The organism is Bradyrhizobium guangdongense (assembly GCF_004114975.1).
GTDB lineage: Bacteria > Pseudomonadota > Alphaproteobacteria > Rhizobiales > Xanthobacteraceae > Bradyrhizobium > Bradyrhizobium guangdongense.
Genome location: NZ_CP030051.1, coordinates 5,121,328 through 5,142,565, shown reverse-complemented (window position 1 = coordinate 5,142,565; position 21,238 = coordinate 5,121,328). Strand labels below are relative to the sequence as shown.

The following is a 21,238-nucleotide window of genomic DNA, read 5'->3' as shown; positions in this document are numbered from 1 at the left end:
GGGTGTTCCGCGACGGGGAAGCGGCCTCGCAAGTCAGGGTCCGTGCGCCTCTTCGCCTCCCGCTGAACTTTCTGGAAGAGGCGATGACCGTCACACTTCATGTCTGCATCACCTGCCGCGCCGGCCAGACGCTGGGCGAGGGCGAGCTCACGCCCGGCAAGCGTCTGCATGGCGCAATCCTGGAAGCCGGCGTGCCCGAGGGCGTCAGCGTGGTTCCCGTCGAATGCCTCTCTGCATGCAGCCAGGGCTGCTCGGTCGCGCTCAGCGCACCCGGCCGCTGGTCCTATGTCTATGGCCGGCTGTCGGATGCGAATGCGCAGGACGTGGTCGCTGGCGCCGCCGCCTATGCCGCGGCGCCCGATGGACTGGTGCCCTGGCGCAGCCGGCCGGAAATCTTCCGCAAGCAATCGCTTGCCCGCATTCCCCCCGTTGTCGCGTTGCCGGAGGCCGCCGAATGAACTCGCTCGCAAAAGTCCCGGTCACTGTTGTCACGGGTTTTCTCGGCTCCGGCAAAACCACGCTGATCCAGCATTTGCTCAGCAATGCAGGCGGCAAGAAGCTCGCGGTGCTCGTCAACGAGTTCGGCAGCGAAGGCGTCGACGGCGAGATCCTGAAGTCCTGCGCCGATGCCAATTGCCCGGAAGAGAACATCGTCGAGCTCGCGAATGGCTGTATCTGCTGCACCGTTGCCGACGATTTCATTCCGACCATGGAGCAATTGCTGGCGCGCCCGGTGCGCCCCGATCACATCCTGATCGAGACGTCGGGGCTGGCGCTGCCGAAACCGCTGCTCAAGGCATTCGACTGGCCGGAGATCCGCTCGCGCATCACGGTTGACGGCGTGATCGCGCTGGCCGACGCCGAGGCCGTCGCCGCCGGCCGCTTCGCGCCGGATCCGGATGCAGTGGAGGCGCAGCGCGCGGCGGACGAGAATCTCGATCACGAGACGCCGCTGTCCGAAGTGTTCGAGGACCAGATCGCCTGCGCCGATATCGTGCTGTTGACCAAGGCCGATCTTGCGGGCACCGCGGGTATCGAGGCCGCCAAGGCTGCGATCACCGCCGAGATGCCACGCCGCGTGCCAATGCTGCCCGTGACGGATGGTGCGATCGATGCGCGCGTCATCCTCGGACTCGGTGCTGCCGCGGAGAACGATCTTGCCGCGCGTCCCTCGCACCATGACGGCGAGGAGGATCACGAGCACGACGATTTCGCTTCCGTCGTGATCGATCTTCCTGAAGTTGCCGACGTCGACGCGCTGGTCGCATCCGTCCAGAAGCTGGCACGCGAGCAGAATGTGCTGCGCGCCAAGGGCTATATCGCGGTTGCGGGCAAGCCGATGCGGCTGCTGCTGCAGGCCGTCGGCGAGCGCGTGCGCCATCAGTTCGACAAGCCCTGGGGGGCGGGCGCCAGGCAGTCGAAGCTCGTGGTGATCGGCGAGCACGGTGACATCGACGAGGCCGCGATCAAAGCCGGATTGGGAGTCTGATGCACGTCGTCTTCCGCGAGAGCCGTGGTCTGGAAGAGACCGCGACGCCAAGGGATATCGGCCAGGATCCGGCCGATCTCGTGGTGCTCTCATTCTCGGATTCCGATCTCGCGGCGTTCGCGGCCGGCTGGCGGCGCGGCCGCGACAGCCTGCCATCGCTGCGGCTGGCGAATCTCGCGGAACTGCGTCACCCGCTGTCGGTCGACACCTATATCGAGCGCACGCTGTCGCAGGCGCGCGGCATTTTGGTGCGTCTGATCGGGGGCGAGTCCTATTGGGCGTACGGGCTCGCAGCGCTCCAGCAGCTCGCCAAGAACCGCAACATCGTGCTGGCCGTGTTGCCGGCCGACGGCCGCGACGATTTGCGGCTCGATGCATACTCGACCTTGCCGGTCTCGACGCTGCGCCGGCTCAAGGTGCTTTGCGACACCGGCGGTCCGGTCGCGGCGCAGGCGGCGATTGCGCAGCTCGCGTTGGCCTCGGGCCTCTATGCCGGTCCTGTTACCGGCGAGATGGCTGTGCCCGAGATGGGTTTTTACGATCCGGCGCGTGGTGTCATTGCCGCGCCGGCCGAAGGCGAGGGTCAACCACGCGCGCTGGTGACGTTCTATCGCTCCTATCTCACTGCCGCGGACACCGGTCCGGTCGATGCGCTGATTGCGGCGCTGCGCGAGAAGGGGTTCGATGCCTGCAGCGTGTTCGCGGCCTCGCTGAAAGCCGCGGGCGTTGCGGATTGGCTGCGCGGCCATCTCGCCCAACGTCCTCCGGCGGCGATCGTCAACGCGACGGCGTTCTCGGCCGCGGGCGACGACGGCACGACGCCGTTCGATGCGGCATCGTGTCCGGTGTTCCAGGTCGCGCTCTCGTCGGCGCGGCGCGAAGACTGGGCGGAGTCGCTGCGCGGTCTTTCGCCCGGCGATCTCGCGATGCATGTCGTGCTGCCCGAGGTCGACGGCCGCCTGTTCGCGGGTGTGGTGAGTTTCAAATCGGCGGACACGCGCGATCCCGATCTGCAATTTTCGCATCTGGCTCACAGGCCGGATGAAGAGCGCGTGAAGGCTGTTGCCGCGCGCGTGGCGGCGTGGCATCGCCTCGCGCAGAAGCCGGCATTTGAAAAGCGGCTGGCCATCGTGCTCTCCAGCTATCCGGGCCGTCCGCATCAGATCGCGCATGCGGTTGGTCTCGATGCGCTGGCGTCGGTCGGAGCATTGGTCTCCGATCTCGCTGAGACAGGCTACGGCATTGCGCCGGTTCAAGGTCTTGGCGAGAGATTGCAGACGCGGGCTTTGACGTGGAGTGTCGCCGAATACCGTGCCGCACTCTCCTGCCTCCTGCAATCACTGCAGGACGATCTCGCGCAGGCCTGGGGCGCGCCAGAGAGTGACCCGAGCTGCCGCGACGGTGCGTTTCACTTCGCTGCGATCTCTTGCGGCCGATCAATCATTGCCGTTCAGCCCGAGCGCGGCGATGCGGCTACGCGCGATACCGACTATCACGACCTCGCTCGCACCCCGCGCCATGCCTATGTCGCGTTCTATCTCTGGCTCCGCGCGCAGGAGATCGATGCAGTCGTGCATATGGGCGCCCATGGCACCCTGGAATGGCTGCCCGGAAAATCCGTGGCGCTATCCTCAAGCTGCTGGCCTGAGGCGCTGATTGGCGATCTCCCCGTGATCTATCCCTTCATTGTCAACGATCCCGGCGAAGCGGCGCAGGCCAAGCGGCGTATCGGCGCCGTCACCATCGGCCATCTGCCGCCGCCGCTGGAAACAGCTGCGGTCCCGGAAGGCTTGCGCCGGCTCGAACGGCTGCTCGACGAATATTCGACCGCCGACGGTCTCGATCCCGCCCGCCGCCAGCGCTTGATCGCCGCGATCCGCGACGAGGCCCGGGCCGCCGGTCTCGAACACGATCTCGGCCTCGAAGCATCGGCCGCGCCGGCCGAAGCCATTCCGCGCATCGATCGCTTCGTCTGCGATCTCAAGGAAAGCCAATTCGGCGACGGCCTCCATGTGTTCGGCCGTGGCGCCTGTGGCGAAGCCGAGCGTGATGCTCTGCGGGCCGCGCTTGCAGGCCGGCGCGTTGCACCGGGCCCGTCGGGTTCGCCCTATCGCGGGCGTCACGACGTGCTGCCGACGGGACGCAATCTGTTCGCCGTCGATCCGCGCGCGGTGCCGTCGCCTTCGGCGCATGCGCAAGGCATCAAGCTCGCCGAAGAGCTGCTGCGCCGCCATCTTCAGGATCACGGCGACTGGCCGAAGGGCCTCGTCGTCGATCTCTGGGGCTCTGCGACGATGCGCACCGCGGGCGAGGAGTTTGCGATGGCGCTGCATCTGGCAGGTCTCGCGCCGCGCTGGGACCATGCCTCCGGCCGCGTCACCGGCTACGACATCATTGCGCCGGCCGAGCTTGGCCGTCCCCGCATCGACGTGACACTGCGCGTGTCGGGCCTGTTCCGCGATGTCTTCACGGGCCTCGCGCAATTGTTCGAAGCCGCTTCCGAAGCGCTCGCATCGCGCGAGGAGGAGGGCGACGATAATCCCTACCGCCACCGTGTCTCCCGCGTGTTTGCACCCCGGCCCGGACAGTATGGCGTCGGCCTCTCGGCGATCCCGGATGCCTTCACATCCGAGACGCGCGACGCGGCGGGCGAGGCCTGGCTGTCGGCCTCGTCCTGGGCATTCACAGCTGATGGCGGAATCAAGCCGGATCGCGCCGGCATCGAACAGCGGCTCGCATCGGCCGCTGCGTTCGTTCACGCCCAGGATTTGCCGGAAACAGACCTGCTGCTCGCCGCCGACTATGCTGCGCACGAAGCCGGCGTCGCGGCTGCGGCAGCCCATCTCGGTGTGTCAGGGCCATCGCTCTATCATCTCGACACGACGCGACCCGACGAGCCGCACGCGCGTACGCTGACCGAGGAAATCTCCCGCGTCGTGCGCGCGCGCGCGGCCAATCCGGCCTGGATCGCCGGCATGATGCGCCACGGCTTTCGCGGTGCCGCCGAGATCACGGCCACGCTCGAGCACATGGCCGCCTTCGCGCATCTCGCCGGCGCCGTGCCTCCGCATCTGTTCGATCTCTATTACGACGCGACGCTCGGCAATGATGATGTTCGCGCCTTCATGGCCCGGGAAAATCAGGCGGCGCTCGCCGCGATGGAAACCTGCTTCACCCGCTTGCACGAGGCCTCGCTCTGGCGAACGCGCCGTAATTCGATCGCGGCTGCGCTGAAGGAGGCGTCGTGAGCGCGGCTTCGGTCAAGGGCTGGTGCCCCGGCGCTATTAGGCCGATGCCATCGGGCGACGGGCTCGTGGTCCGCGTCCGTCCGTTCGGCGGGCGGCTCGACGCGGCGCAGGCTGCCGGACTTGCTGACCTCGCCGAGCGTCATGGCAACGGGCTGATTGACGTGACTAGCCGCGCCAATCTCCAGATCAGGGGCGTCAGTGACACCAGCCACCGGCTGCTGCTCGACGGTCTTGCGCAACTGACCCTGCTCGATCCGGATGTCGGCACAGAATCCCGGCGCAATATCCTGGTCACGCCGTTCTGGCGCGACGGCGACGAGACCCAGGCGCTCGCAGCGGAGCTGGAGGAGGCGCTGGCGGACAGCATGCTTGAGCTGCCTATGAAATTCGGCTTCGCCATCGATGACGGCAAGTCGCGCGTGCTTGCCGGTAATTCCGCCGACGTGCGGATCGAGCGTGATGCTGCCGGCGGTCTCCTCGTGCGCGCGGAGGGCGCCAGACTCGGCCGCAGCGTCGCACGCGGCGAAGCTGTCGCGACTGCGCTTGCCGTTGCGCGCTGGTTCGTCGCCTCCGGCGTCAAGAACAGACGAGGGCGGATGGCAACGCATCTTGCCTCCGGCGCAAAATTGCCCGAGGCGCTGCGGGGCGAGACGGAGCCTGCGCCGATCATGGCCGCCGCGCGTCCCGGTCTCTATCCGCAGGGCGCCATGGTCGGCGTCGCCTTCGGGCAGCTGTCGCATGCGACGCTTCATCAGCTCTCCGGTTGCGGGCATGCGCTGCGGATGACGCCGTGGCGAATGGTTTTGAGCGAGGGCAAGCGGACGATGCCGTCGGCGCCCGGCCTGATCACCGAACCCTACGATCCGGCGCTGCGCGTCATCGCCTGCAGCGGCGCGCCGCGCTGTCGCGAGGCCCATGCCGATACCCGCGCGCTGGCGGCGGCGCTGGCGCACAACATCGGCGCGGCTGCGCAGCTTCACGTCTCCGGCTGCGTCAAGGGTTGTGCCCATTCCGGCACGGCGGCGATCACGCTGGTCGCGACCGCTCAAGGATTCGATCTCGTGCGTAGCGGCTCGACGCGCGACGAGCCCGTCCTGCGCGGACTCGATCGCGACGACATCATCAGCGATCCCTCCGTCCTGATGGGAGGGAACTGATGCCGCACGTTTACGAGACCGATGGCGCGGCGATCTATCGGCAATCCTTTGCGACCATCCGCGCCGAGGCTGATCTTGCGCGCTTCACACCTGACGAGGAGCAGGTGGTGGTGCGGATGATCCATGCCGCCGGCATGGTGGGCCTGGAGGCGCATATCCGGTTCACGCCTGGGATGGTGGCCGCTGCACGCGCCGCTTTGCAGAAGGGGGCGCCGATCCTGTGCGATGCGCGCATGGTGTCGGAGGGAATCACGCGCGCGAGACTGCCCGCGGCCAATGCCGTCATCTGCACGCTCGGCGACGAGACCGTGCCCGCGCTGGCGCAATCGATGCGCAATACGCGATCGGCTGCAGCGCTGGAGCTGTGGCGGCCGCACCTCGATGGAGCGATCGTTGCGATCGGCAATGCGCCGACGGCACTGTTTCACCTGCTCAACATGCTGGAGGACCAGAATTGTCCGCGGCCGGCAGCGATCATCGGCTGCCCGGTCGGCTTCGTCGGTGCGGCCGAATCCAAGGCCGCGCTGATGGCTGATCCGCCCGTGCCCGCGTTGACGGTCGAAGGCCGCCTCGGTGGCTCCGCGATCACGGTGGCCGCCGTGAACGCGCTCGCGAGCCGGAGCGAATAGTCATGGGACGCATCATCTGCTGCGGTCTCGGCCCCGGCGATCCCGATCTCATGAGCGTGCGCGCCGATCGAACCGTGCGTGCCGCGAAACATGTCGCCTATTTCCGCAAGAAGGGGCGGCCCGGCCAGGCGCGGCGCATCGTCGAAGGCATGCTGGCGGCTGACGTCACCGAGTATCCGATGGAATATCCGGTGACCACGGAGATCGCGTTTGACAGTGCCGAATACGTCCAGCTGCTGGCGGGGTTTTACGACGAATGGGCCGAGCGGCTGGCGCGGCTGTCGCGCGCGGTCGACGTCGTCGTGCTCTGTGAGGGCGATCCCTATTTTTACGGCTCCTTCATGCATCTGCACACGCGCCTGCTGGGCCGCTCCGAGATCGAAGTGATCGCCGGCATTCCCGGCATGGTCGGCTGCTGGAACGGCGTCGGCCAGCCGATCGCGCTCGGCGACGACGTGACGACGGTGCTGATGGGCACGCTTCCCGAAGCCGAGCTCGAACGCCGCATGCGCGATTCCGATGCGCTGGTCGTCATGAAGACCGGCCGCAATCTCGCAAAAGTGCGCCGCGCGCTCGCATCCGCAGGCCGGCTCGACGATGCCTGGCTGGTCGAGCGCGGCACCATGCCGGGCGAGCGCGTGGTGCGGCTTGCCGAGATCGATGCCGCCGATTGTCCCTATTTTGCGATCGTGCTGGTGCATGGCACGGGCCGGCACCCGGATGCTGCCGAATGACGGGCACGCTAACCATCGCGGGCCTCGGCCCGGGTAGCGAGGCGCTGGTGACGCCGGAGGTCTCCGCTGCGCTGGCCGCCGCGACCGACATTCTGGGCTATGCGCCTTATGTGGCACGCGTCCCACCGCGGCCGGGGCTCAGGCTGCATCCCTCCGACAACCGCGAGGAGCTGCAGCGCGCGCGTGAGGCGTTGCGCCTTGCGGCCGAAGGCGGGCAGGTGGTGGTCGTCTCCTCGGGTGACCCCGGCGTATTTGCGATGGCGTCAGCCGTGTTTGAGGCACTCGAACAGGCGCCGCAATATCGGGACCTGCCGATCCGCGTGCTGCCGGGAATTACCGCAATGCTAGCCGCCGCCGCGCGCGCCGGCGCACCGCTCGGTCATGATTTCTGCGCGATCAATCTCTCCGACAATCTCAAGCCCTGGGCGGTGATCGAGAAGCGCCTGCGCCTGGCTGCGGAAGCTGATTTTTCCATCGCGATGTACAATCCGCGTTCGGCGAGCCGGCCGGGGGGATTTGGCAGCGCGCTCGCGGTGCTCAAGGAAGCCGGCTGCGGCGAGCGCCTCATGATCTTCGCGCGCGCGATCAGCGCTCCCGATGAGACAATCGTGACGGTGACGCTGGATGAGGCGACGCCCGAGATGGCTGACATGCGCACGCTCGTGATCGTCGGCAGTTCGCAGACACGCCGCGTCGGCCGCTGGGTCTACGCGCCGAGGCAGGTCCGATGACCGAGCCACCGCATCACTTCAGTGACGTTCTCCACGCGAGGCCTTTCAGGCACTTGCGGCCGGGAGATCATAATCACGGGCAGGCCGAGCAGGCGCGCGGCGTCGACCTTGGCGCGCGCGCCGTCGCCGCCGGAATTGCGGGCGACGATCCAGGCGATCTTGCGCGCGCGCAGCATCTCCAGCTCGCGGTCGACTGTGAACGGTCCGCGCGACACGATCAGTTCGGCCGCCAACGGCAGGGGCGCCTGGGGCGGATCGACGAAGCGCAGCGTGTAGGCATGCTGCGGCCGGCGCGCGAACGGCGCGATGTGCTGGCGGCCGATGGCAAGGAACACGTTCGAGGGCGCTTCGGGCAGCGCGGCGACCGCTGCGTCGACATCAGCCACCTCGATCCAGATATCGCCGGGCGCCTTGCTCCAGGGCGCGCGCTCCAGCGCGATGAGCGGCGTGCCGGTTTGCGCGCAGGCTTCGATGGCGTTGCGACTCATCTCGGCCGCAAAAGGATGAGTCGCATCGATCACATGCGTGATGCCTTCGCGCTTGATGGTATCGGCAAGTCCGCTCGCGCCGCCGAAGCCGCCGATGCGCGTCGGCAGGGGCTGATCCGCCGGGGCGCGGGTGCGGCCGCCATAGGAATAGACGGCATCGATGCCGGCGCGCGCGATCTCCGCGGCGAGCACGTTCGCATCGGCAATTCCGCCCAGAATAAGGGCGCGCGTCATGTCTGATCCCTGGCTGACCATCATCGGTATTGGCGAAGATGGCCTTGCCGGGCTGTCCGAGGCAAGTCGAAAGGCACTCGCCGACGCAGAAATTGTGTTTGGCGGTGAGCGGCACCTCGCACTTGCAGATGCCGGAAGCCGTGGCCGCGCGTGGTCGGTGCCATTCGATGCGAAGATCGTGTTGAGCTGCCGCGGGCGACCGACGGCGGTGCTCGCCTCCGGCGATCCGTTCTGGCATGGCGCCGGTGCAGGTCTTGCCGAGAAGCTGCGGGACGACGAATGGATCGCGCATCCGGCGCCATCGACCTTCTCGCTCGCTGCCGCGAGGCTGGGCTGGCGCCTCGAAGCAACCGCCTGCCTGGGTCTCCACGCCGCACCCTTCGAGCGTCTTGTTCCGCATCTGGCGCAAGATGCGCGCATCATTTGCCTCGTGCGCGACGGGAAGGCCGCCGGTGAGCTCGCCAAATGGCTGACCCGACGCGGATGGGGCGCCTCGCTTCTCTGGTCTCTCCGGGCACTCGGCGGTCCGCGAGAATCCATCGATCAGCACCGCGCCGATCTGTTTGCTGAAGATGTTCCCGGAAACCTGGTGGCGGTGGCGGTCCAGGCGCGGGGAGGGCAGGGTCTTCCCCGCAGCTCTGGATTGTCGGACGATCTGTTCGCCCATGACGGCCAGATCACCAAGCGGCCGGTGCGCGCGCTCGCGCTTTCGGCCCTGGCGCCGCGTCCGCGCGAGCGGCTGTGGGACATCGGCGCCGGCTCGGGCTCGATCTCGGTCGAGTGGGCGCTGTGCGGTGGAACGGCAACAGCGATCGAACTGCGCGAGGATCGTGCCGCGAATATTCGCGACAATGCGGCCGCGTTCGGATTGGCGCACCGCATCACCATTCTCGCCGGAAAAGCTCCCGAAGCACTGGCTGCGTGCGAGGCACCCGATGCCGTCTTCATCGGCGGTGGTCTCGACCGCGCCATGTTCGATGTCATCTGGTCGCGGCTCAAGCCAGGCGTACGGGTCGTTGCCCATTCAGTCACGCTGGAGACGGAGGCGCTGCTCGGGGAGCTGCATCAGCAACACGGCGGCGAGTTGATGCGTGTCGAGTTTGCGCATGCCGCTCCGCTCGGCCGTTATCGCTCGTGGGAGGCGGCGCGGCCGGTGGCGCAGTGGAGTGTGGTGCGATGAAGGTCGCCGGGCTCGGATTCAAAAAGGACGTGACGCTCGCCTCGTTGCGCGAAGCGCTAGCAGCAGCCGGCGGTCCCAATGGCCTCACGGCTGTGGCGACCGTGAGCGAAAAGGCCGATGCAGAGGCCCTGAAGCAGCTCGCGCGCGAGTGCGGCGTGCCGATCAAGGCGGTACCGGCCGATGAACTCGCGCGGATCGACACGCCTACGCAGTCGGAGCTCGTCGTCGAAAAGTTCGGCACCGGCTCCGTTGCCGAGGCGGCGGCACTCGCAGCAGCCGGCGCTCGCGCGCGGATTATCGCGACGCGGGTCGTCTCGCAGGATCGCACCGCGACCGCCGCGATTGCCGAAGGAGACGGCCCATGACCGTGCATTTCATCGGCGCCGGGCCGGGCGCACCTGACTTGCTGACCCTGCGCGGGCGCGATTTGATCGCCGCCTGCCCGGTCTGCCTCTATGCGGGATCGCTGGTGCCCGAGGGCGTGCTGGCGCATTGCCCGCCCGGCGCGCGCATCGTCAACACCGCGCCGCTGTCGCTCGACGAAATCATCGCCGAGATCTCAGCCGCGCACGCAGAGGGCAAAGATGTCGCGCGACTGCATTCCGGCGATGTCTCGATCTGGTCGGCGATGGGCGAGCAGCTTCGCCGCCTGGGCGCGCTCGGCATATCCTTCACGGTAACCCCGGGCGTTCCCTCGTTCTCCGCCGCAGCGGCCGCGCTTGAGGCTGAGCTGACGTTGCCTGGACTTGCCCAGACTGTCGTGCTGACGCGCACGCCTGGCCGCGCCAGTGCAATGCCTGAAGGCGAGAAGCTCGCCGCATTCGCCGCGACCGGCGCGGTGCTCGCCATCCATTTGTCGATTCATATGCTCGACCAAGTCGTCGCCGAGCTGACGCCACATTACGGCGCGGATTGCCCGGTTGCCATCGTCTGGCGCGCGAGCTGGCCGGACCAGCGCATCGTTCGTGCCACGCTCGCAACGGTCGATGCGGCTGTCGGCACCGAGATGGAGCGCACCGCGCTGATCCTGGTCGGCAAGACACTTGGCGCCGCGGATTTCGACGAGAGCCGCCTTTACGCTGCCGACTACGATCGCCGCTATCGGCCTGTTGGTGCCGAGCCGCGCTTTCCGGAGGTGTCGTGATGGCGGCAGGCTTTGTGATTTCTGCGCCGGCTTCGGGCGTCGGCAAGACCACGCTGACGCTGGCGCTCGCGCGTGCCTGGCGCCTTCGCGGCTTGAACGTGCAGTGTTTCAAGAGCGGCCCTGATTATATCGATCCTGCTTTCCATGCCGCGGCCACGGGGCGCGCCTCGGTCAATGTCGATAGCTGGGCGATGGATCGCGCCATGATTTCGCATCTCGTCAGCCGGGGCGTTGATGCCGACATCGTGCTGGCGGAGGGCTCGATGGGCCTGTTTGACGGTGTCGCGGCGCGCGGTGTTTCCGGCACCGGTGCCACCGCCGATATCGCCGAGATGCTGGGCTGGCCGGTGGTTCTGGTGATCGATCCCTCCGGGCAGGCGCAGACCGCGGCGGCGATTGCCGCGGGCCTGCGCGATTATCGCGACGGTGTGCGCCTTGCGGGCATCGTGCTCAACCGCGTCGCCAGCCCGCGCCACGAGGACCTTGTGCGGCGCGCGGTCAACGATGCCGGCATTGCCGTGTTCGGCGCGCTGCCGCGCCATGCCGAGATCAGCCTGCCGAAGCGGCATCTCGGCCTGGTGCAGGCCGAGGAGCAGGCCGAGATCGGCAAGCTGATCGACGAGGCTGCGCGCTTCGTCGCCGAGCACGTCGATCTCGACGCGGTGGTGCGATCGGCCGCGACATGGTCGCCGCAACCGGCGGCAAACGGCCTCAAGGTGACGCCGCCCGGCCAGCGCATCGCGCTCGCCCGCGATGCCGCGTTCTCCTTCGTCTATCCACATATGCTGGAAGCCTGGCGTGCGGCAGGCGCGGAGATCTCCACATTCTCGCCGCTTGCGGACGAGACGCCCGATGCGAGTGCCGATGTCTGCTGGCTGCCCGGCGGCTATCCCGAGCTTCATGCCGGCAGGATCGCCGCCAACGCCCGCTTCCGCAGCGGCCTGCGGGCCTTCGCCGAGACGCGGCCCGTGCACGGCGAATGCGGGGGATACATGGTGCTGGGCACCGCTTTGACCGATGCCGACGGTATCAGGCACGAGATGACGGGCTTGCTTGGGCTCGAGACCAGCTTTGCCAAGCGCCGCATGCATCTGGGCTATCGTCTCGCCACGCTGGCTGCGCCGATGCCGGGACATGAGATCGGCGCGCGCTTGCGCGGGCACGAGTTTCACTATTCGACGATCGCCGCGCAGCCCGATACGCCGCTGGCCGTCGTGCACGACGCCACCGGCGCGGTCATCGCCGAGACCGGCTCGCGGCGGGGCCGCGCCAGCGGCACGTTCTTCCATCTGATCGCGGAGGACCGGTGAGCGGATTTGTCTCCTTCGTCTCCGCCGGCCCCGGCGATCCCGAGCTGCTCACGCTCAAGGGTGCCGCGCGGCTGCGCGAAGCCGATGTCGTGCTCTATGACGATCTGGCCTCAGGCGCCATCCTGGATCTGGCCCGGCCCGGTGCCAATCTCGTCGCGGTCGGGAAAAGGGCAGGCCGTCCCTCGACAAAGCAGCACCATGTCAACCGCCTCTTGATCGACTACGCCGCGACCGGCGCGCGCGTCGTGCGGCTGAAGTCGGGCGATGCCGGCATCTTCGGCCGGCTCGAGGAGGAGCTGGAGACCTTGCGTGAAGCCGGCATCGGCTACGAGATCATTCCGGGCGTGACCTCGGCCTGCGTCGCCGCCGCGCAGGCCGGCATTCCCCTGACCCGCCGGCACACCTCGCGCCGGGTGCAATTTGTCACCGGCGCCGATGTCACCGGCGAGCTGCCGCCGAATCTGAACTGGGCGGCGCTGGCCGATCCTGACGCGACGACGGTGATCTATATGGGCCGGCGCACCTTTCCGGCCCTGGTTGCAAGACTGGTCGAGCACGGTCTTGCACCCACGACGCCGGCGCTGTTCGCGGAGTCCCTTGGCCGCGACGACGAGCGGCTGGTGCGCACCACGCTCGCCGAGCTCGCCGAGCAGCTTGCGCGAGGAGGTGCTGCGTCCACGGCCGCTGTCATCATGTTCGGCGCGCTGGCGGAAGGCGGACCGTCATGATGACGCTCTCCCTGATCGGTATCGGTTGCGGCGATCCCGGGCAGCTCACGCGTGCTGCGATTCAAGCAGTCAACGCGGCCGATCTCATCCTGATCCCGCGCAAGGGGACGGCAAAATCCGATCTCGCCGATCTCAGGCGGACGATCTGCGCCGATGTGCTCACCAAAGATACGACGCGCATCGCCGAATTCGATCTTCCCGTGCGCGACGCGGGTGAAGCGGATTATCGCAAGGGCGTGGACGATTGGCATGACGCCGTGGCCGCGGCCTGGTCGCAGACGATCGCCGATCATACCGGCACTGAGGGCAGGGTTGCGTTGCTGATCTGGGGTGATCCTTCGCTCTATGATTCCTCGCTGCGCATCGCGCGGCGGCTCAATCCGCTGCCAAAGATCGAGGTCGTGCCCGGCATCACCTCGATCCAGGCGCTATGCGCGGCGCATGCGCTGCCGCTCAACGACATCGGTGAGCCTTTCCTGGTCACCACAGGACGCCGCCTGCGCGAAGGCGGCTGGCCTGAAGGTGTCGATACCGTGGTGGTGATGCTCGATGGCGGCACGGCGTTCCAGTCGCTCGATCCTGATGGAATTCACATCTGGTGGGGCGCCTATCTCGGCATGCCAGACCAGATCATCATCTCCGGCGCTCTGGCCGAGATGGGCCCGCGTATCGTCGCTACGCGGCAGGACGCGCGCGAGCGTCACGGCTGGATCATGGACAGTTACATTCTCAAGCGCAGGCCAGAGGCGAGGCAGCATGCTCCCTGAATGGATCACTCAGAAATGCCCCGATATCTCCGCCGCTGATCGCGAAACCGCAGTCGTGCGGCAGGCGCAACTGACGAAGCCGACCGGTGCGCTCGGCCGACTCGAGCAGCTCGCGGTCGAGCTTGCCGGCCTGCAGGCGACCGAACGACCTCGCGCCGCCCGCGTGCCGATCATCGTCTTCGCCGGCGATCACGGCATCGTCGCGCAGGGCGTTTCGGCGTATCCGCAAGCGGTGACCATCGCCATGATGGCGAATTTTGCGTCCGGCGGTGCCGCGATCTCGGTGTTGGCGCGCCAGCTTGGTTCGACTCTCGAAGTCGTTGACGCTGGAACGCTGGCGCAGGAAGAGATGCCGGGCATCGTCACGGACAAGCCGCGACACGGCACGCGCGATTTTAGCATTGAGCCAGCCCTGACGCCTGCAGAGCTGGCATTCGCCTTCGAAGCCGGACAGCGTGCGGTGGCGCGGGCGAAGACCAACCAGCCCGATCTCTTGATCTTCGGCGAGATGGGCATCGGCAACACCACGACGTCTGCGGCAATCGCCGCAAGCCTGCTGGGAAGCAGCGCGGAGGAAATTGCGGGTCATGGCACCGGTGTCGATGCGGCCGGCCGCGCACACAAAGCGCGTGTGGTGGACGCCGCGATTGGGCGTCACGGCTTGGCGGGTGCTTCACCCGAAAAGATCCTGGGCGCTGTCGGCGGCCTCGAGATCGCAGCCATCTCAGGCGCGATCATCGCGGCTGCGCAGGCGCGCATTCCGGTGCTGATCGACGGGTTCATCGTGTCGGTTGCGGCGCTGGCGGCGGTCCGTCTGAATCCGTCGTGCCAGCCATTCCTGCTGCCGTCGCATCAATCGGCGGAGCAGGGCCATCGTCTGGTGCTGCGCGCGCTGAACGTCCAGCCGCTGATCAGCCTCGACCTCAGGCTGGGCGAGGGATCGGGCGCCGCAATCGCGCTGCCGCTGGTGCGGGCGGCCTGCGCGCTTCACAATGAGATGGCGACGTTTGCGCAGGCCAATGTGCCTGACAGACCTAGCTGACCTGCTGATTGACCGACACGACACGCCAGCCGGTTGCGAGGCGGTCGATCCGGGTCAACGACAACGGATCGACGACGAAGCGCAACGCCGCCTGCGGCGTCAGGTCAAGCGCGATGCAAAGCGCGGCGCGGATGGTGCCGGAATGCACGACCAGCGTTGCCGGGCCTGCGCCAATCTCCGCGAAGCCTTGCCGGACGCGCGCGACCTGATCTTCAAAACTTTCTCCGTCAGGCGGTCGTCCACGCGCCGGATCGCTCCAGAATTGCGCGTAAGCCGCGCCACCGGTTGCGGCGAGCTCGTCATGGCGATGCCCGGTCCAGTCGCCAAAATCCTGCTCGCCGAACGCGGGCACCAGCTCAGGCTCGAGCCCCAGGGCGCGTGCGGTCTCGACGGTGCGTCGCGCCGGGCTCGCATAACTCGCTGCATCGCGCGGCAAGCACCGGCGCAGCGCCTCTAGTTGCGAGTGATCGCCGAGATCGGCCGGCGCGTCGGCCGCATGGATGGTGCCAGCGGCACCGTCGACCGGCGCATGACGTATCAGCCAGAGGAAGGTCTCGCCTTCCATGCAGATCTCCCAGGGAAGTTGGCCGCTGTGGCTTATCGCCGCGTCTGGCACATTGACTCCGTCTTCGCCGTAATCCTAGATGCTCGTGACGGTTTCCCCGAGAGGGGATGAAAAGGGAATGCGGTGCCGGGAATTTATCCCCAATGCCGTAGCTGCCCCCGCAACTGTAAGCGGCGAATCCTTCGTCACGAGCCACTGGGTCCTCGGTCCCGGGAAGGCGACGAAGCGGTCACGACCCGCGAGCCAGGAGACCTGCCGTCAGCCGTGGTCACACGCGAAGATGTCGGTCGGGGAGTACAGACATTCGGCTTCATCGGACGGCTGACAGCCTGAAGATGGGACCTTGGTTCGCGGTGACGTGCCACTGACGTCACGCCGAGGTCCGAGACCTTGTCTTCCGCTCGTATTGTACGATCACGCCGCTTTCTGCTGGTATCCTCCGCCCTCATATTTTTTGTCGTTCTCAACATGCCGGCTGCGTTGGCGCAGCAGGCTCGCGAGCCGCTGCCGCCGGTGGAGGTGTCGGCGCCGCCCTCGCGCAAGCAGGACAGGCCGGCCGGCCGGGACGCGGCGAGCGCACGACGTACGGCAGCGCGCAGGCCGGCCGCGATGACGGCCGCATCCAAGCCAGTCATCCCGAATGCTCCGACCCCTCTCAACAGCAACGCCGTCGCCGAGAGCGCCTCGCGCCTCGGCCTGACCGTGCGCGAGACACCCGCGACCGTCGAGGTGATCTCCGCCGACACCATGCGCGAGCAGGGCTACCGCACAGTCTCCGACGTGGCCCAGGGCGCTGTCGGCGTCACCGCCGGCGACAATCCCGCCGAGCCCTCGGCGTTCTCGATGCGCGGCTTCACCAACAGCCAGATCAACACGCTCTACAACGGCATCAAGATCGGCCCGCAGAACATGACTTCCCGGATCATGGACACCGCCAATCTCGAAGCCGTGGAAATCCTGAAGGGCCCGGCCTCGCTGATCTCGGGCGAAGGCGCCGCCGGCGGCGCGATCAATTTCGTCACCAAGCAGCCGCACACCGGAGCGATCCGCAACGAGGCGGACTTATCGTATGACTCCCTGAGCTCGTTTCGCGTCCATTACGGCTCGGGCGGCAGCACCAACGTGCAGGGCCTGGACTACCGCCTCGACGTCAGCCGTTCCACCCTCAACGGGTTTGCCGATGACACCAACACCAAAACGCTTGATGTCTCCGGCCAGCTCAATTACCGCGTCTCCGAGAGCCTCAAGGTCTGGGGCGCCGTCGAATATCGCGAGGATCGCGGCAAGGCCTATTGGGGCGCACCACTGGTTCCGGTCGCGTTCAGCGGCTCGCATGCGACGGCGGGCATCGTCTCCGGAAGTCACGTCTCGAACTTCAACGGGGCCAATCTCGGGCGTGTGACCATCGACGATCGAACCTTCAACACCAGCTACAATGTTCTCGATAACAGGAACGTGGCGCAGGAAGTCTGGCTGCGCGGCGGGTTCGAGCTGAAGTTGGCGCCTGATTTGATGCTGAAGAGCCAGGCTTATGGCTACGGCGCGGAGCGCTCATGGTTCAACAACGAGGTCGAGGCGTTCAACACGGCCACGAACACGGTTGATCGCAGCCGCTTCTACGTCGCGCACAGCCAGCGCATGGTCGGCAACATCACCGATCTGATTTGGGATGACGATATCGCGGGCTTCGGAAATCGTCTCGTCACGACATTGTCGTCGAGCTACCTCGACTTCGTCAGGCCGGGGGCTGCGAATTTTCCCGGCGACTCCGTTTCACTGGTCGATCCCAACCGGGGCTACTACGGGCTGTTGACGACGCAGCAGCAGACCGCGCGCATCGACAACGAGGCGCTGTCGTTCGAGGACCGGTTGAAGTTGACGCGTACCTTTGCGCTGATCGGCGGGCTGCGCGTCGAGCATATCGGGCTCGACCGCAATTCGATCGACGTCAACGGTCTGGAGAAGGCGAACTTCCCATTCACGAAAGACTGGGCGCCGGTCACTGGGCGGATCGGCTACACCTGGGAAGCCGTGCCCGGTTTGACCTTCTTCAGCCAGTACGCCACCGGCGCCGACGTCTCGGCCAACAACATCTTCCTGCTTGGCCCCGCGCAGAACCTGGATCTGACCACCGCGCGCTCCTACGAGACCGGCGTCAAGCACCTGTTGTGGGACAACAGGGCGGAGTGGTCGTTCTCTGCTTACGACATCCTGCGCAAAAACGTTTATGCCGCGGCCGGCGGTCAGACCCTCAACATCGCGGGACGGCAGGAATCGAAGGGCATCGAGCTCGCCGGATCGATCCGCCCGATCGGGCCGCTGCGGCTATGGGGCAACATCGTCTATGTCGATGCGCGCTATGCTGACTTTGATTTTGCCGGCGGTTCCTTCTCGGGCAATACGCCGCCGAACGTGCCGCGTATCGTCGTCAATGGCGGCGCATCCTGGCGTTTCTTCACGCCCTGGCCGGTCGAGATCGGCATCACCGGCCGCCATGTCGGCGACCGCTACAACAGTGACGCCAACACCGTGACCATGAACGCCTATACGGTGGGCGATCTCTACGCCTTCGTGGACATCCCCAGGACGGGGTTCGCTACGGTCGATCACGCCCGCCTGACCCTTCGGATCCGCAACTTTACCGACAAGCGCTACGCGATCTGGGGCGATCCGTTCTATCCCGACCAGATCCTCTTGGGCTCGCCGCGGACCTGCGAAATCTCGGCCGCGTTCAAATGGTAGGGCATAAGCCATGATGGGCGCGATCGTCCTCCTGCACCGCTGGCTCGGAATCGCGTTCTGCCTCCTGTTCGCGATGTGGTTCGCGAGTGGAATGGTGATGCATTTCGTCCCGTTTCCGTCGCTGACGGAAGCGGAGCGCTTTGCCGGGCTGGCGCCTTTGGAGCGTGGAGAGGCGATCATCGCGGTCGGCGACGCCGTGGTCGCGAGCGGGATCCTCGACGCCACCCGCGTTCGCTTGATCCAGCGCAGCGACGGGCCGGTCTATGTCGTGTCGGGACCGTCGCGAATGCGGGCGATCCATGCGTCGGACGGCGCCGACGCATCGGTGCAATCGGCCGGAGTTGCGCTCGCCATCGCGCAAGATCATGCCCGCCGACGCGGGCTCGATGCAACACACGCCGCGTTCCTTGAACGTGCTGACGATGATCAATGGAGCGTGCCGAATAGTTTTGATCGCCATCGGCCTCTGTTCCGCATCGCTCTCGGCAATGCGGTCCGGACAGAAATCCATGTGTCGTCGCGCACCGGCGAAATCGTGCTGGATACGACGCGGTTTGAGCGAGGCTGGAACCTCGCCGGCAGCGTGCTGCACTGGATCTATCCGACGGTCCTGAGACGCGACTGGGCACTGTGGGACCGGGTGGTCTGGACAGTTTCGCTGCTGGCGTTGATCGCAGCGGTGCTGGGCGCCGTGCTCGGGATTGTGCGGATCAGGCAGAGAGGAGGGCTGATCGGCTCGCCCTATCGTGGCTGGCATGCTCTTCATCACATCCTTGGCCTCGGATCGACTGTCTTTGTGCTGACATGGATCTTCAGCGGCTGGCTCTCCATGGATCACGGCCGACTGTTCTCGCGCGGGCAGCTGACACCAGCTGAGGCCGGCGTGACGAATGCTGTGCCCGACTGGCGCCGGGCTCCGCCGCTCAACGAGCCGTCGCTGTCGATTGCAGCCCGTGAAGTTGAATGGCTTGCCTTCAGTGGCAGTGTCTACCGGCGTGACCGTACCGGTGTTGACAGCCAGACTTTGACCAAGGCGGGCGAATCCGCACGCGATCGTCAGATGATGTTCCTGGATGAGCAGGACGTCGTCGGCCTGACGGCGCGCCTGAGGGCCGGCTGTAACGCAGCATCCGTTGTCGTCGACAACGATGACTATCCCGCTCGTTCCAGCGTGCCCGGCGCGCCGGTCTACCGCTCCCGCTGCGACGACGTCTGGTACGACATTGACGCCGCAGACGGCAGCGTCCTGCAAAGGCTTGATGCCTCCCGTCGTGCTTATCGGTGGTTCTACAGCGCGCTGCATATGCTCGACTTCCCCGCCCTGACGGCGCATCCGCGCCTGCGCGATGTCCTGATCGTCGGGCTCTGCGCGCTCGGGCTGGTGTTCTCAATCACGGGCATCGTGATCGGCTGGCGGCGCCTGCAGTCGAAGTTTGCAATCTGAGCCGCGGGAAGACCAGCGATGCGCTTCTGCGGCAGCTTTGGTCCCTTTCCGCCGGCCGCCTTTCAGTGTAGCTCTGCACCCACCTAAGCGGCGGCCGAAAGTCGGGCCGCCGAAATCATGTGAGGAGGCAATCAGGATGTATCCGAAAGTTCAGATGTTCATCGCCGGCGAGTGGACCGACGGCACTTCCGGCAAGTCGGAGGACATCCTCAATCCCGCAACCGGCCAGCCCATCGGCAAGACCCCGCACGCCTCGAAGGCGGACCTCGACCGCGCGCTTGAGGCCGCCAGGGCCGGCTTCGAGGTCTGGCGCAAGACCTCGCCGTTCGACCGCTACAAGCTGATGCGGAAAGCGGCCGATATCATCCGCTCGCGCGCCGCCGAGATCGCCCCCGTGATGACCATGGAGCAGGGCAAGCCGGTCGTGGAAGCCCAGGGCGAGACCATGCTGGCCGGCGACCTCATTGACTGGTTCTCGGAAGAGGCCCGCCGCGCCTATGGCCGCATCGTGCCGCCGCGGATGGGCAACGTCTCCCAGCTCGTGACCAAGGAGCCGGTGGGCCCGGTTGCCGCGTTCACACCCTGGAATTTTCCGATCAACCAGGCGGTGCGCAAAATCTCGGCCGCGCTCGCGGCCGGCTGCTCGATCATCGTGAAGGGTCCGGAAGAGACGCCTGCGAGCTGCATGGAGCTGGTGCGCGCTTATGCCGACGCGGGCATCCCGCCTGGCGTGGTCCAGCTGGTGTTCGGCGTTCCGTCAGAAGTGTCGGAGTATCTCATTCCGCACCCGATCATCCGCAAGATCAGTTTTACGGGCTCGACCGCGGTCGGCAAGCATCTGGCCGCGCTCGCCGGCTTGCACATGAAGCGCGTCACCATGGAGCTCGGTGGCCATGCGCCGGCGATCGTGTTCGCGGATGCCGACCTCGACAACGCCGCGAAGATTCTCTCGGCCAACAAGTTCCGCAATGCCGGCCAGGTTTGCGTCTCGCCGACGCGCTTCCTGGTGCATGAAAGCGTGTATCAGCCCTTCGTCGACAAGTTCGTCGCAGCCGCCAAGGGCCTCAAGGTCGGCAATGGGCTGGACAAGGACACCCGCATGGGCCCTCTGGCCAATCCGCGCCGGGTCGACGCCATGGAAGGCTTTGTGTCCGACGCGGTCCAGCGCGGCGCCAAGATCCAGGCCGGCGGCAAGCGCATCGGCAACGAGGGCTTCTTCTTCGAGCCGACCGTCATCACCGACGTGCCGCGCGAGGCCCGCATCATGAACGAGGAGCCGTTCGGTCCGCTGGCGCCGATCACCTCGTTCCGCAGCTATGATGAGGTCGTGGCCGAGGCGAACCGCCTGCCTTATGGCCTTGCGGCCTATGCCTACACCACCTCGACCAAGACGATGCAGGCGATCGGCGCCGACATCGAGAGCGGCATGGTGTCGATCAACCATCACGGCCTCGCGCTGCCGGAAGTGCCGTTCGGCGGAATCAAGGAGTCCGGCTACGGTTCCGAAGGCGGCCTCGAGGCGATCGAGGGTTACCTCAACACCAAGTTCGTGACCCAGGCGAGCGCGTAAAGCACGCATCACGTCCATTGCGGGGCGCGTCACGGG

Annotated in this window: 19 protein-coding genes and 1 riboswitch; of the genes, 17 read left to right on the top strand and 2 right to left on the bottom strand. The window is 66.6% G+C overall.

Features of this window, described 5'->3' with window-relative positions:
- Positions 1–83: 83 nt before the first annotated feature.
- Genes X265_RS24715 through cobJ form a run of 7 tightly spaced genes read left to right on the top strand, consistent with a single transcriptional unit; the run spans position 84 to position 7,988 of the window.
- Positions 84–458, top strand: a complete 375-nt coding sequence (locus tag X265_RS24715) for a DUF1636 family protein (protein WP_128967176.1) — start codon at positions 84–86, stop codon at positions 456–458.
- A complete protein-coding gene (gene cobW / locus X265_RS24710; RefSeq protein WP_128967175.1) occupies positions 455–1,489 on the top strand; it encodes a cobalamin biosynthesis protein CobW in 1,035 nt (344 codons plus the stop codon). Before X265_RS24715 ends, cobW begins: the two co-directional genes overlap by 4 nt.
- Complete coding sequence (gene cobN, locus X265_RS24705; protein ID WP_128967174.1) at positions 1,489–4,737, top strand: cobaltochelatase subunit CobN; 3,249 nt, start codon at positions 1,489–1,491, stop codon at positions 4,735–4,737. Before cobW ends, cobN begins: the two co-directional genes overlap by 1 nt.
- Positions 4,734–5,894 (top strand): precorrin-3B synthase, encoded by a 1,161-nt coding sequence (cobG, locus tag X265_RS24700; RefSeq protein WP_128967173.1) that lies wholly within the window; start codon positions 4,734–4,736, stop codon positions 5,892–5,894. The genes cobN and cobG overlap by 4 nt, the downstream gene beginning before the upstream one ends.
- Positions 5,894–6,523 (top strand): precorrin-8X methylmutase, encoded by a 630-nt coding sequence (locus X265_RS24695; protein ID WP_128967172.1) that lies wholly within the window; start codon positions 5,894–5,896, stop codon positions 6,521–6,523. Before cobG ends, X265_RS24695 begins: the two co-directional genes overlap by 1 nt.
- Before the next feature lie 2 nt (positions 6,524–6,525).
- On the top strand, positions 6,526–7,257 hold the full coding sequence (locus tag X265_RS24690; RefSeq protein ID WP_128967171.1) for a precorrin-2 C(20)-methyltransferase: 732 nt from the start codon (positions 6,526–6,528) through the stop codon (positions 7,255–7,257).
- The gene (cobJ, locus tag X265_RS24685) at positions 7,254–7,988 is read left to right on the top strand and encodes a precorrin-3B C(17)-methyltransferase (RefSeq protein WP_128967170.1); all 735 of its coding nucleotides are present in this window, start codon (positions 7,254–7,256) and stop codon (positions 7,986–7,988) included. The genes X265_RS24690 and cobJ overlap by 4 nt, the downstream gene beginning before the upstream one ends.
- Here cobJ and X265_RS24680 read toward each other — a convergent pair.
- A complete protein-coding gene (locus X265_RS24680) occupies positions 7,964–8,710 on the bottom strand; it encodes a cobalt-precorrin-6A reductase (protein ID WP_128967169.1) in 747 nt (248 codons plus the stop codon). The genes cobJ and X265_RS24680 overlap by 25 nt on opposite strands.
- Between X265_RS24680 and cbiE the strand changes: the two genes are divergently transcribed.
- The 7 genes from cbiE to cobT are packed head-to-tail and all read left to right on the top strand — an operon-like array spanning position 8,709 to position 14,881.
- Complete coding sequence (gene cbiE / locus X265_RS24675) at positions 8,709–9,890, top strand: precorrin-6y C5,15-methyltransferase (decarboxylating) subunit CbiE (RefSeq protein ID WP_128967168.1); 1,182 nt, start codon at positions 8,709–8,711, stop codon at positions 9,888–9,890. The genes X265_RS24680 and cbiE overlap by 2 nt on opposite strands.
- On the top strand, positions 9,887–10,255 hold the full coding sequence (locus X265_RS24670) for a cobalamin biosynthesis protein (protein WP_128967167.1): 369 nt from the start codon (positions 9,887–9,889) through the stop codon (positions 10,253–10,255). The genes cbiE and X265_RS24670 overlap by 4 nt, the downstream gene beginning before the upstream one ends.
- Positions 10,252–11,034, top strand: a complete 783-nt coding sequence (gene cobM / locus X265_RS24665) for a precorrin-4 C(11)-methyltransferase (RefSeq protein WP_128967166.1) — start codon at positions 10,252–10,254, stop codon at positions 11,032–11,034. The genes X265_RS24670 and cobM overlap by 4 nt, the downstream gene beginning before the upstream one ends.
- Positions 11,034–12,344: a cobyrinic acid a,c-diamide synthase CobB gene (locus tag X265_RS24660; protein WP_128967165.1), complete on the top strand. Its 1,311-nt coding sequence runs from the start codon at positions 11,034–11,036 to the stop codon at positions 12,342–12,344. The genes cobM and X265_RS24660 overlap by 1 nt, the downstream gene beginning before the upstream one ends.
- Positions 12,341–13,072, top strand: a complete 732-nt coding sequence (gene cobA / locus X265_RS24655) for a uroporphyrinogen-III C-methyltransferase (protein WP_128967164.1) — start codon at positions 12,341–12,343, stop codon at positions 13,070–13,072. Before X265_RS24660 ends, cobA begins: the two co-directional genes overlap by 4 nt.
- On the top strand, positions 13,069–13,839 hold the full coding sequence (cobF, locus tag X265_RS24650) for a precorrin-6A synthase (deacetylating) (RefSeq protein ID WP_128967163.1): 771 nt from the start codon (positions 13,069–13,071) through the stop codon (positions 13,837–13,839). Before cobA ends, cobF begins: the two co-directional genes overlap by 4 nt.
- On the top strand, positions 13,829–14,881 hold the full coding sequence (cobT, locus tag X265_RS24645) for a nicotinate-nucleotide--dimethylbenzimidazole phosphoribosyltransferase (protein WP_128967162.1): 1,053 nt from the start codon (positions 13,829–13,831) through the stop codon (positions 14,879–14,881). Before cobF ends, cobT begins: the two co-directional genes overlap by 11 nt.
- Here cobT and X265_RS24640 read toward each other — a convergent pair.
- Positions 14,874–15,446 (bottom strand): histidine phosphatase family protein, encoded by a 573-nt coding sequence (locus tag X265_RS24640; protein ID WP_128967161.1) that lies wholly within the window; start codon positions 15,444–15,446, stop codon positions 14,874–14,876. The genes cobT and X265_RS24640 overlap by 8 nt on opposite strands.
- A 72-nt stretch (positions 15,447–15,518) precedes the next feature.
- A riboswitch (cobalamin riboswitch) is annotated at positions 15,519–15,720 on the top strand.
- A 116-nt stretch (positions 15,721–15,836) separates the two neighbouring features.
- Here X265_RS24640 and X265_RS40710 point away from each other — a divergent pair.
- The 3 genes from X265_RS40710 (at position 15,837) to X265_RS24620 (ending at position 21,202) form a co-directional block, all read left to right on the top strand.
- Complete coding sequence (locus X265_RS40710) at positions 15,837–18,188, top strand: TonB-dependent receptor (RefSeq protein ID WP_164938768.1); 2,352 nt, start codon at positions 15,837–15,839, stop codon at positions 18,186–18,188.
- A 10-nt stretch (positions 18,189–18,198) separates the two neighbouring features.
- The gene (locus X265_RS24625; RefSeq protein ID WP_128967159.1) at positions 18,199–19,632 is read left to right on the top strand and encodes a PepSY domain-containing protein; all 1,434 of its coding nucleotides are present in this window, start codon (positions 18,199–18,201) and stop codon (positions 19,630–19,632) included.
- 136 nt (positions 19,633–19,768) lie between these two features.
- Positions 19,769–21,202: an NAD-dependent succinate-semialdehyde dehydrogenase gene (locus X265_RS24620; RefSeq protein ID WP_128967158.1), complete on the top strand. Its 1,434-nt coding sequence runs from the start codon at positions 19,769–19,771 to the stop codon at positions 21,200–21,202.
- The last annotated feature ends 36 nt before the right edge of the window (positions 21,203–21,238 follow it).

Excerpts from the sequence above, each read along its gene's own strand:
- X265_RS24715 (WP_128967176.1), top strand. The coding sequence starts at position 84 with ATGACCGTCACACTTCATGTCTGCATCACCTGCCGCGCCGGCCAGACG.
- cobW (WP_128967175.1), top strand. The coding sequence starts at position 455 with ATGAACTCGCTCGCAAAAGTCCCGGTCACTGTTGTCACGGGTTTTCTC.
- cobN (WP_128967174.1), top strand. The coding sequence starts at position 1,489 with ATGCACGTCGTCTTCCGCGAGAGCCGTGGTCTGGAAGAGACCGCGACG.
- X265_RS24695 (WP_128967172.1), top strand. The coding sequence starts at position 5,894 with ATGCCGCACGTTTACGAGACCGATGGCGCGGCGATCTATCGGCAATCC.
- X265_RS24690 (WP_128967171.1), top strand. The coding sequence starts at position 6,526 with ATGGGACGCATCATCTGCTGCGGTCTCGGCCCCGGCGATCCCGATCTC.
- cobJ (WP_128967170.1), top strand. The coding sequence starts at position 7,254 with ATGACGGGCACGCTAACCATCGCGGGCCTCGGCCCGGGTAGCGAGGCG.
- cbiE (WP_128967168.1), top strand. The coding sequence starts at position 8,709 with ATGTCTGATCCCTGGCTGACCATCATCGGTATTGGCGAAGATGGCCTT.
- X265_RS24680 (WP_128967169.1), bottom strand. The coding sequence starts at position 8,710 with ATGACGCGCGCCCTTATTCTGGGCGGAATTGCCGATGCGAACGTGCTC.
- X265_RS24670 (WP_128967167.1), top strand. The coding sequence starts at position 9,887 with ATGAAGGTCGCCGGGCTCGGATTCAAAAAGGACGTGACGCTCGCCTCG.
- cobM (WP_128967166.1), top strand. The coding sequence starts at position 10,252 with ATGACCGTGCATTTCATCGGCGCCGGGCCGGGCGCACCTGACTTGCTG.
- X265_RS24660 (WP_128967165.1), top strand. The coding sequence starts at position 11,034 with ATGGCGGCAGGCTTTGTGATTTCTGCGCCGGCTTCGGGCGTCGGCAAG.
- cobF (WP_128967163.1), top strand. The coding sequence starts at position 13,069 with ATGATGACGCTCTCCCTGATCGGTATCGGTTGCGGCGATCCCGGGCAG.
- cobT (WP_128967162.1), top strand. The coding sequence starts at position 13,829 with ATGCTCCCTGAATGGATCACTCAGAAATGCCCCGATATCTCCGCCGCT.
- X265_RS24640 (WP_128967161.1), bottom strand. The coding sequence starts at position 15,446 with ATGGAAGGCGAGACCTTCCTCTGGCTGATACGTCATGCGCCGGTCGAC.
- X265_RS24625 (WP_128967159.1), top strand. The coding sequence starts at position 18,199 with ATGATGGGCGCGATCGTCCTCCTGCACCGCTGGCTCGGAATCGCGTTC.
- X265_RS24620 (WP_128967158.1), top strand. The coding sequence starts at position 19,769 with ATGTATCCGAAAGTTCAGATGTTCATCGCCGGCGAGTGGACCGACGGC.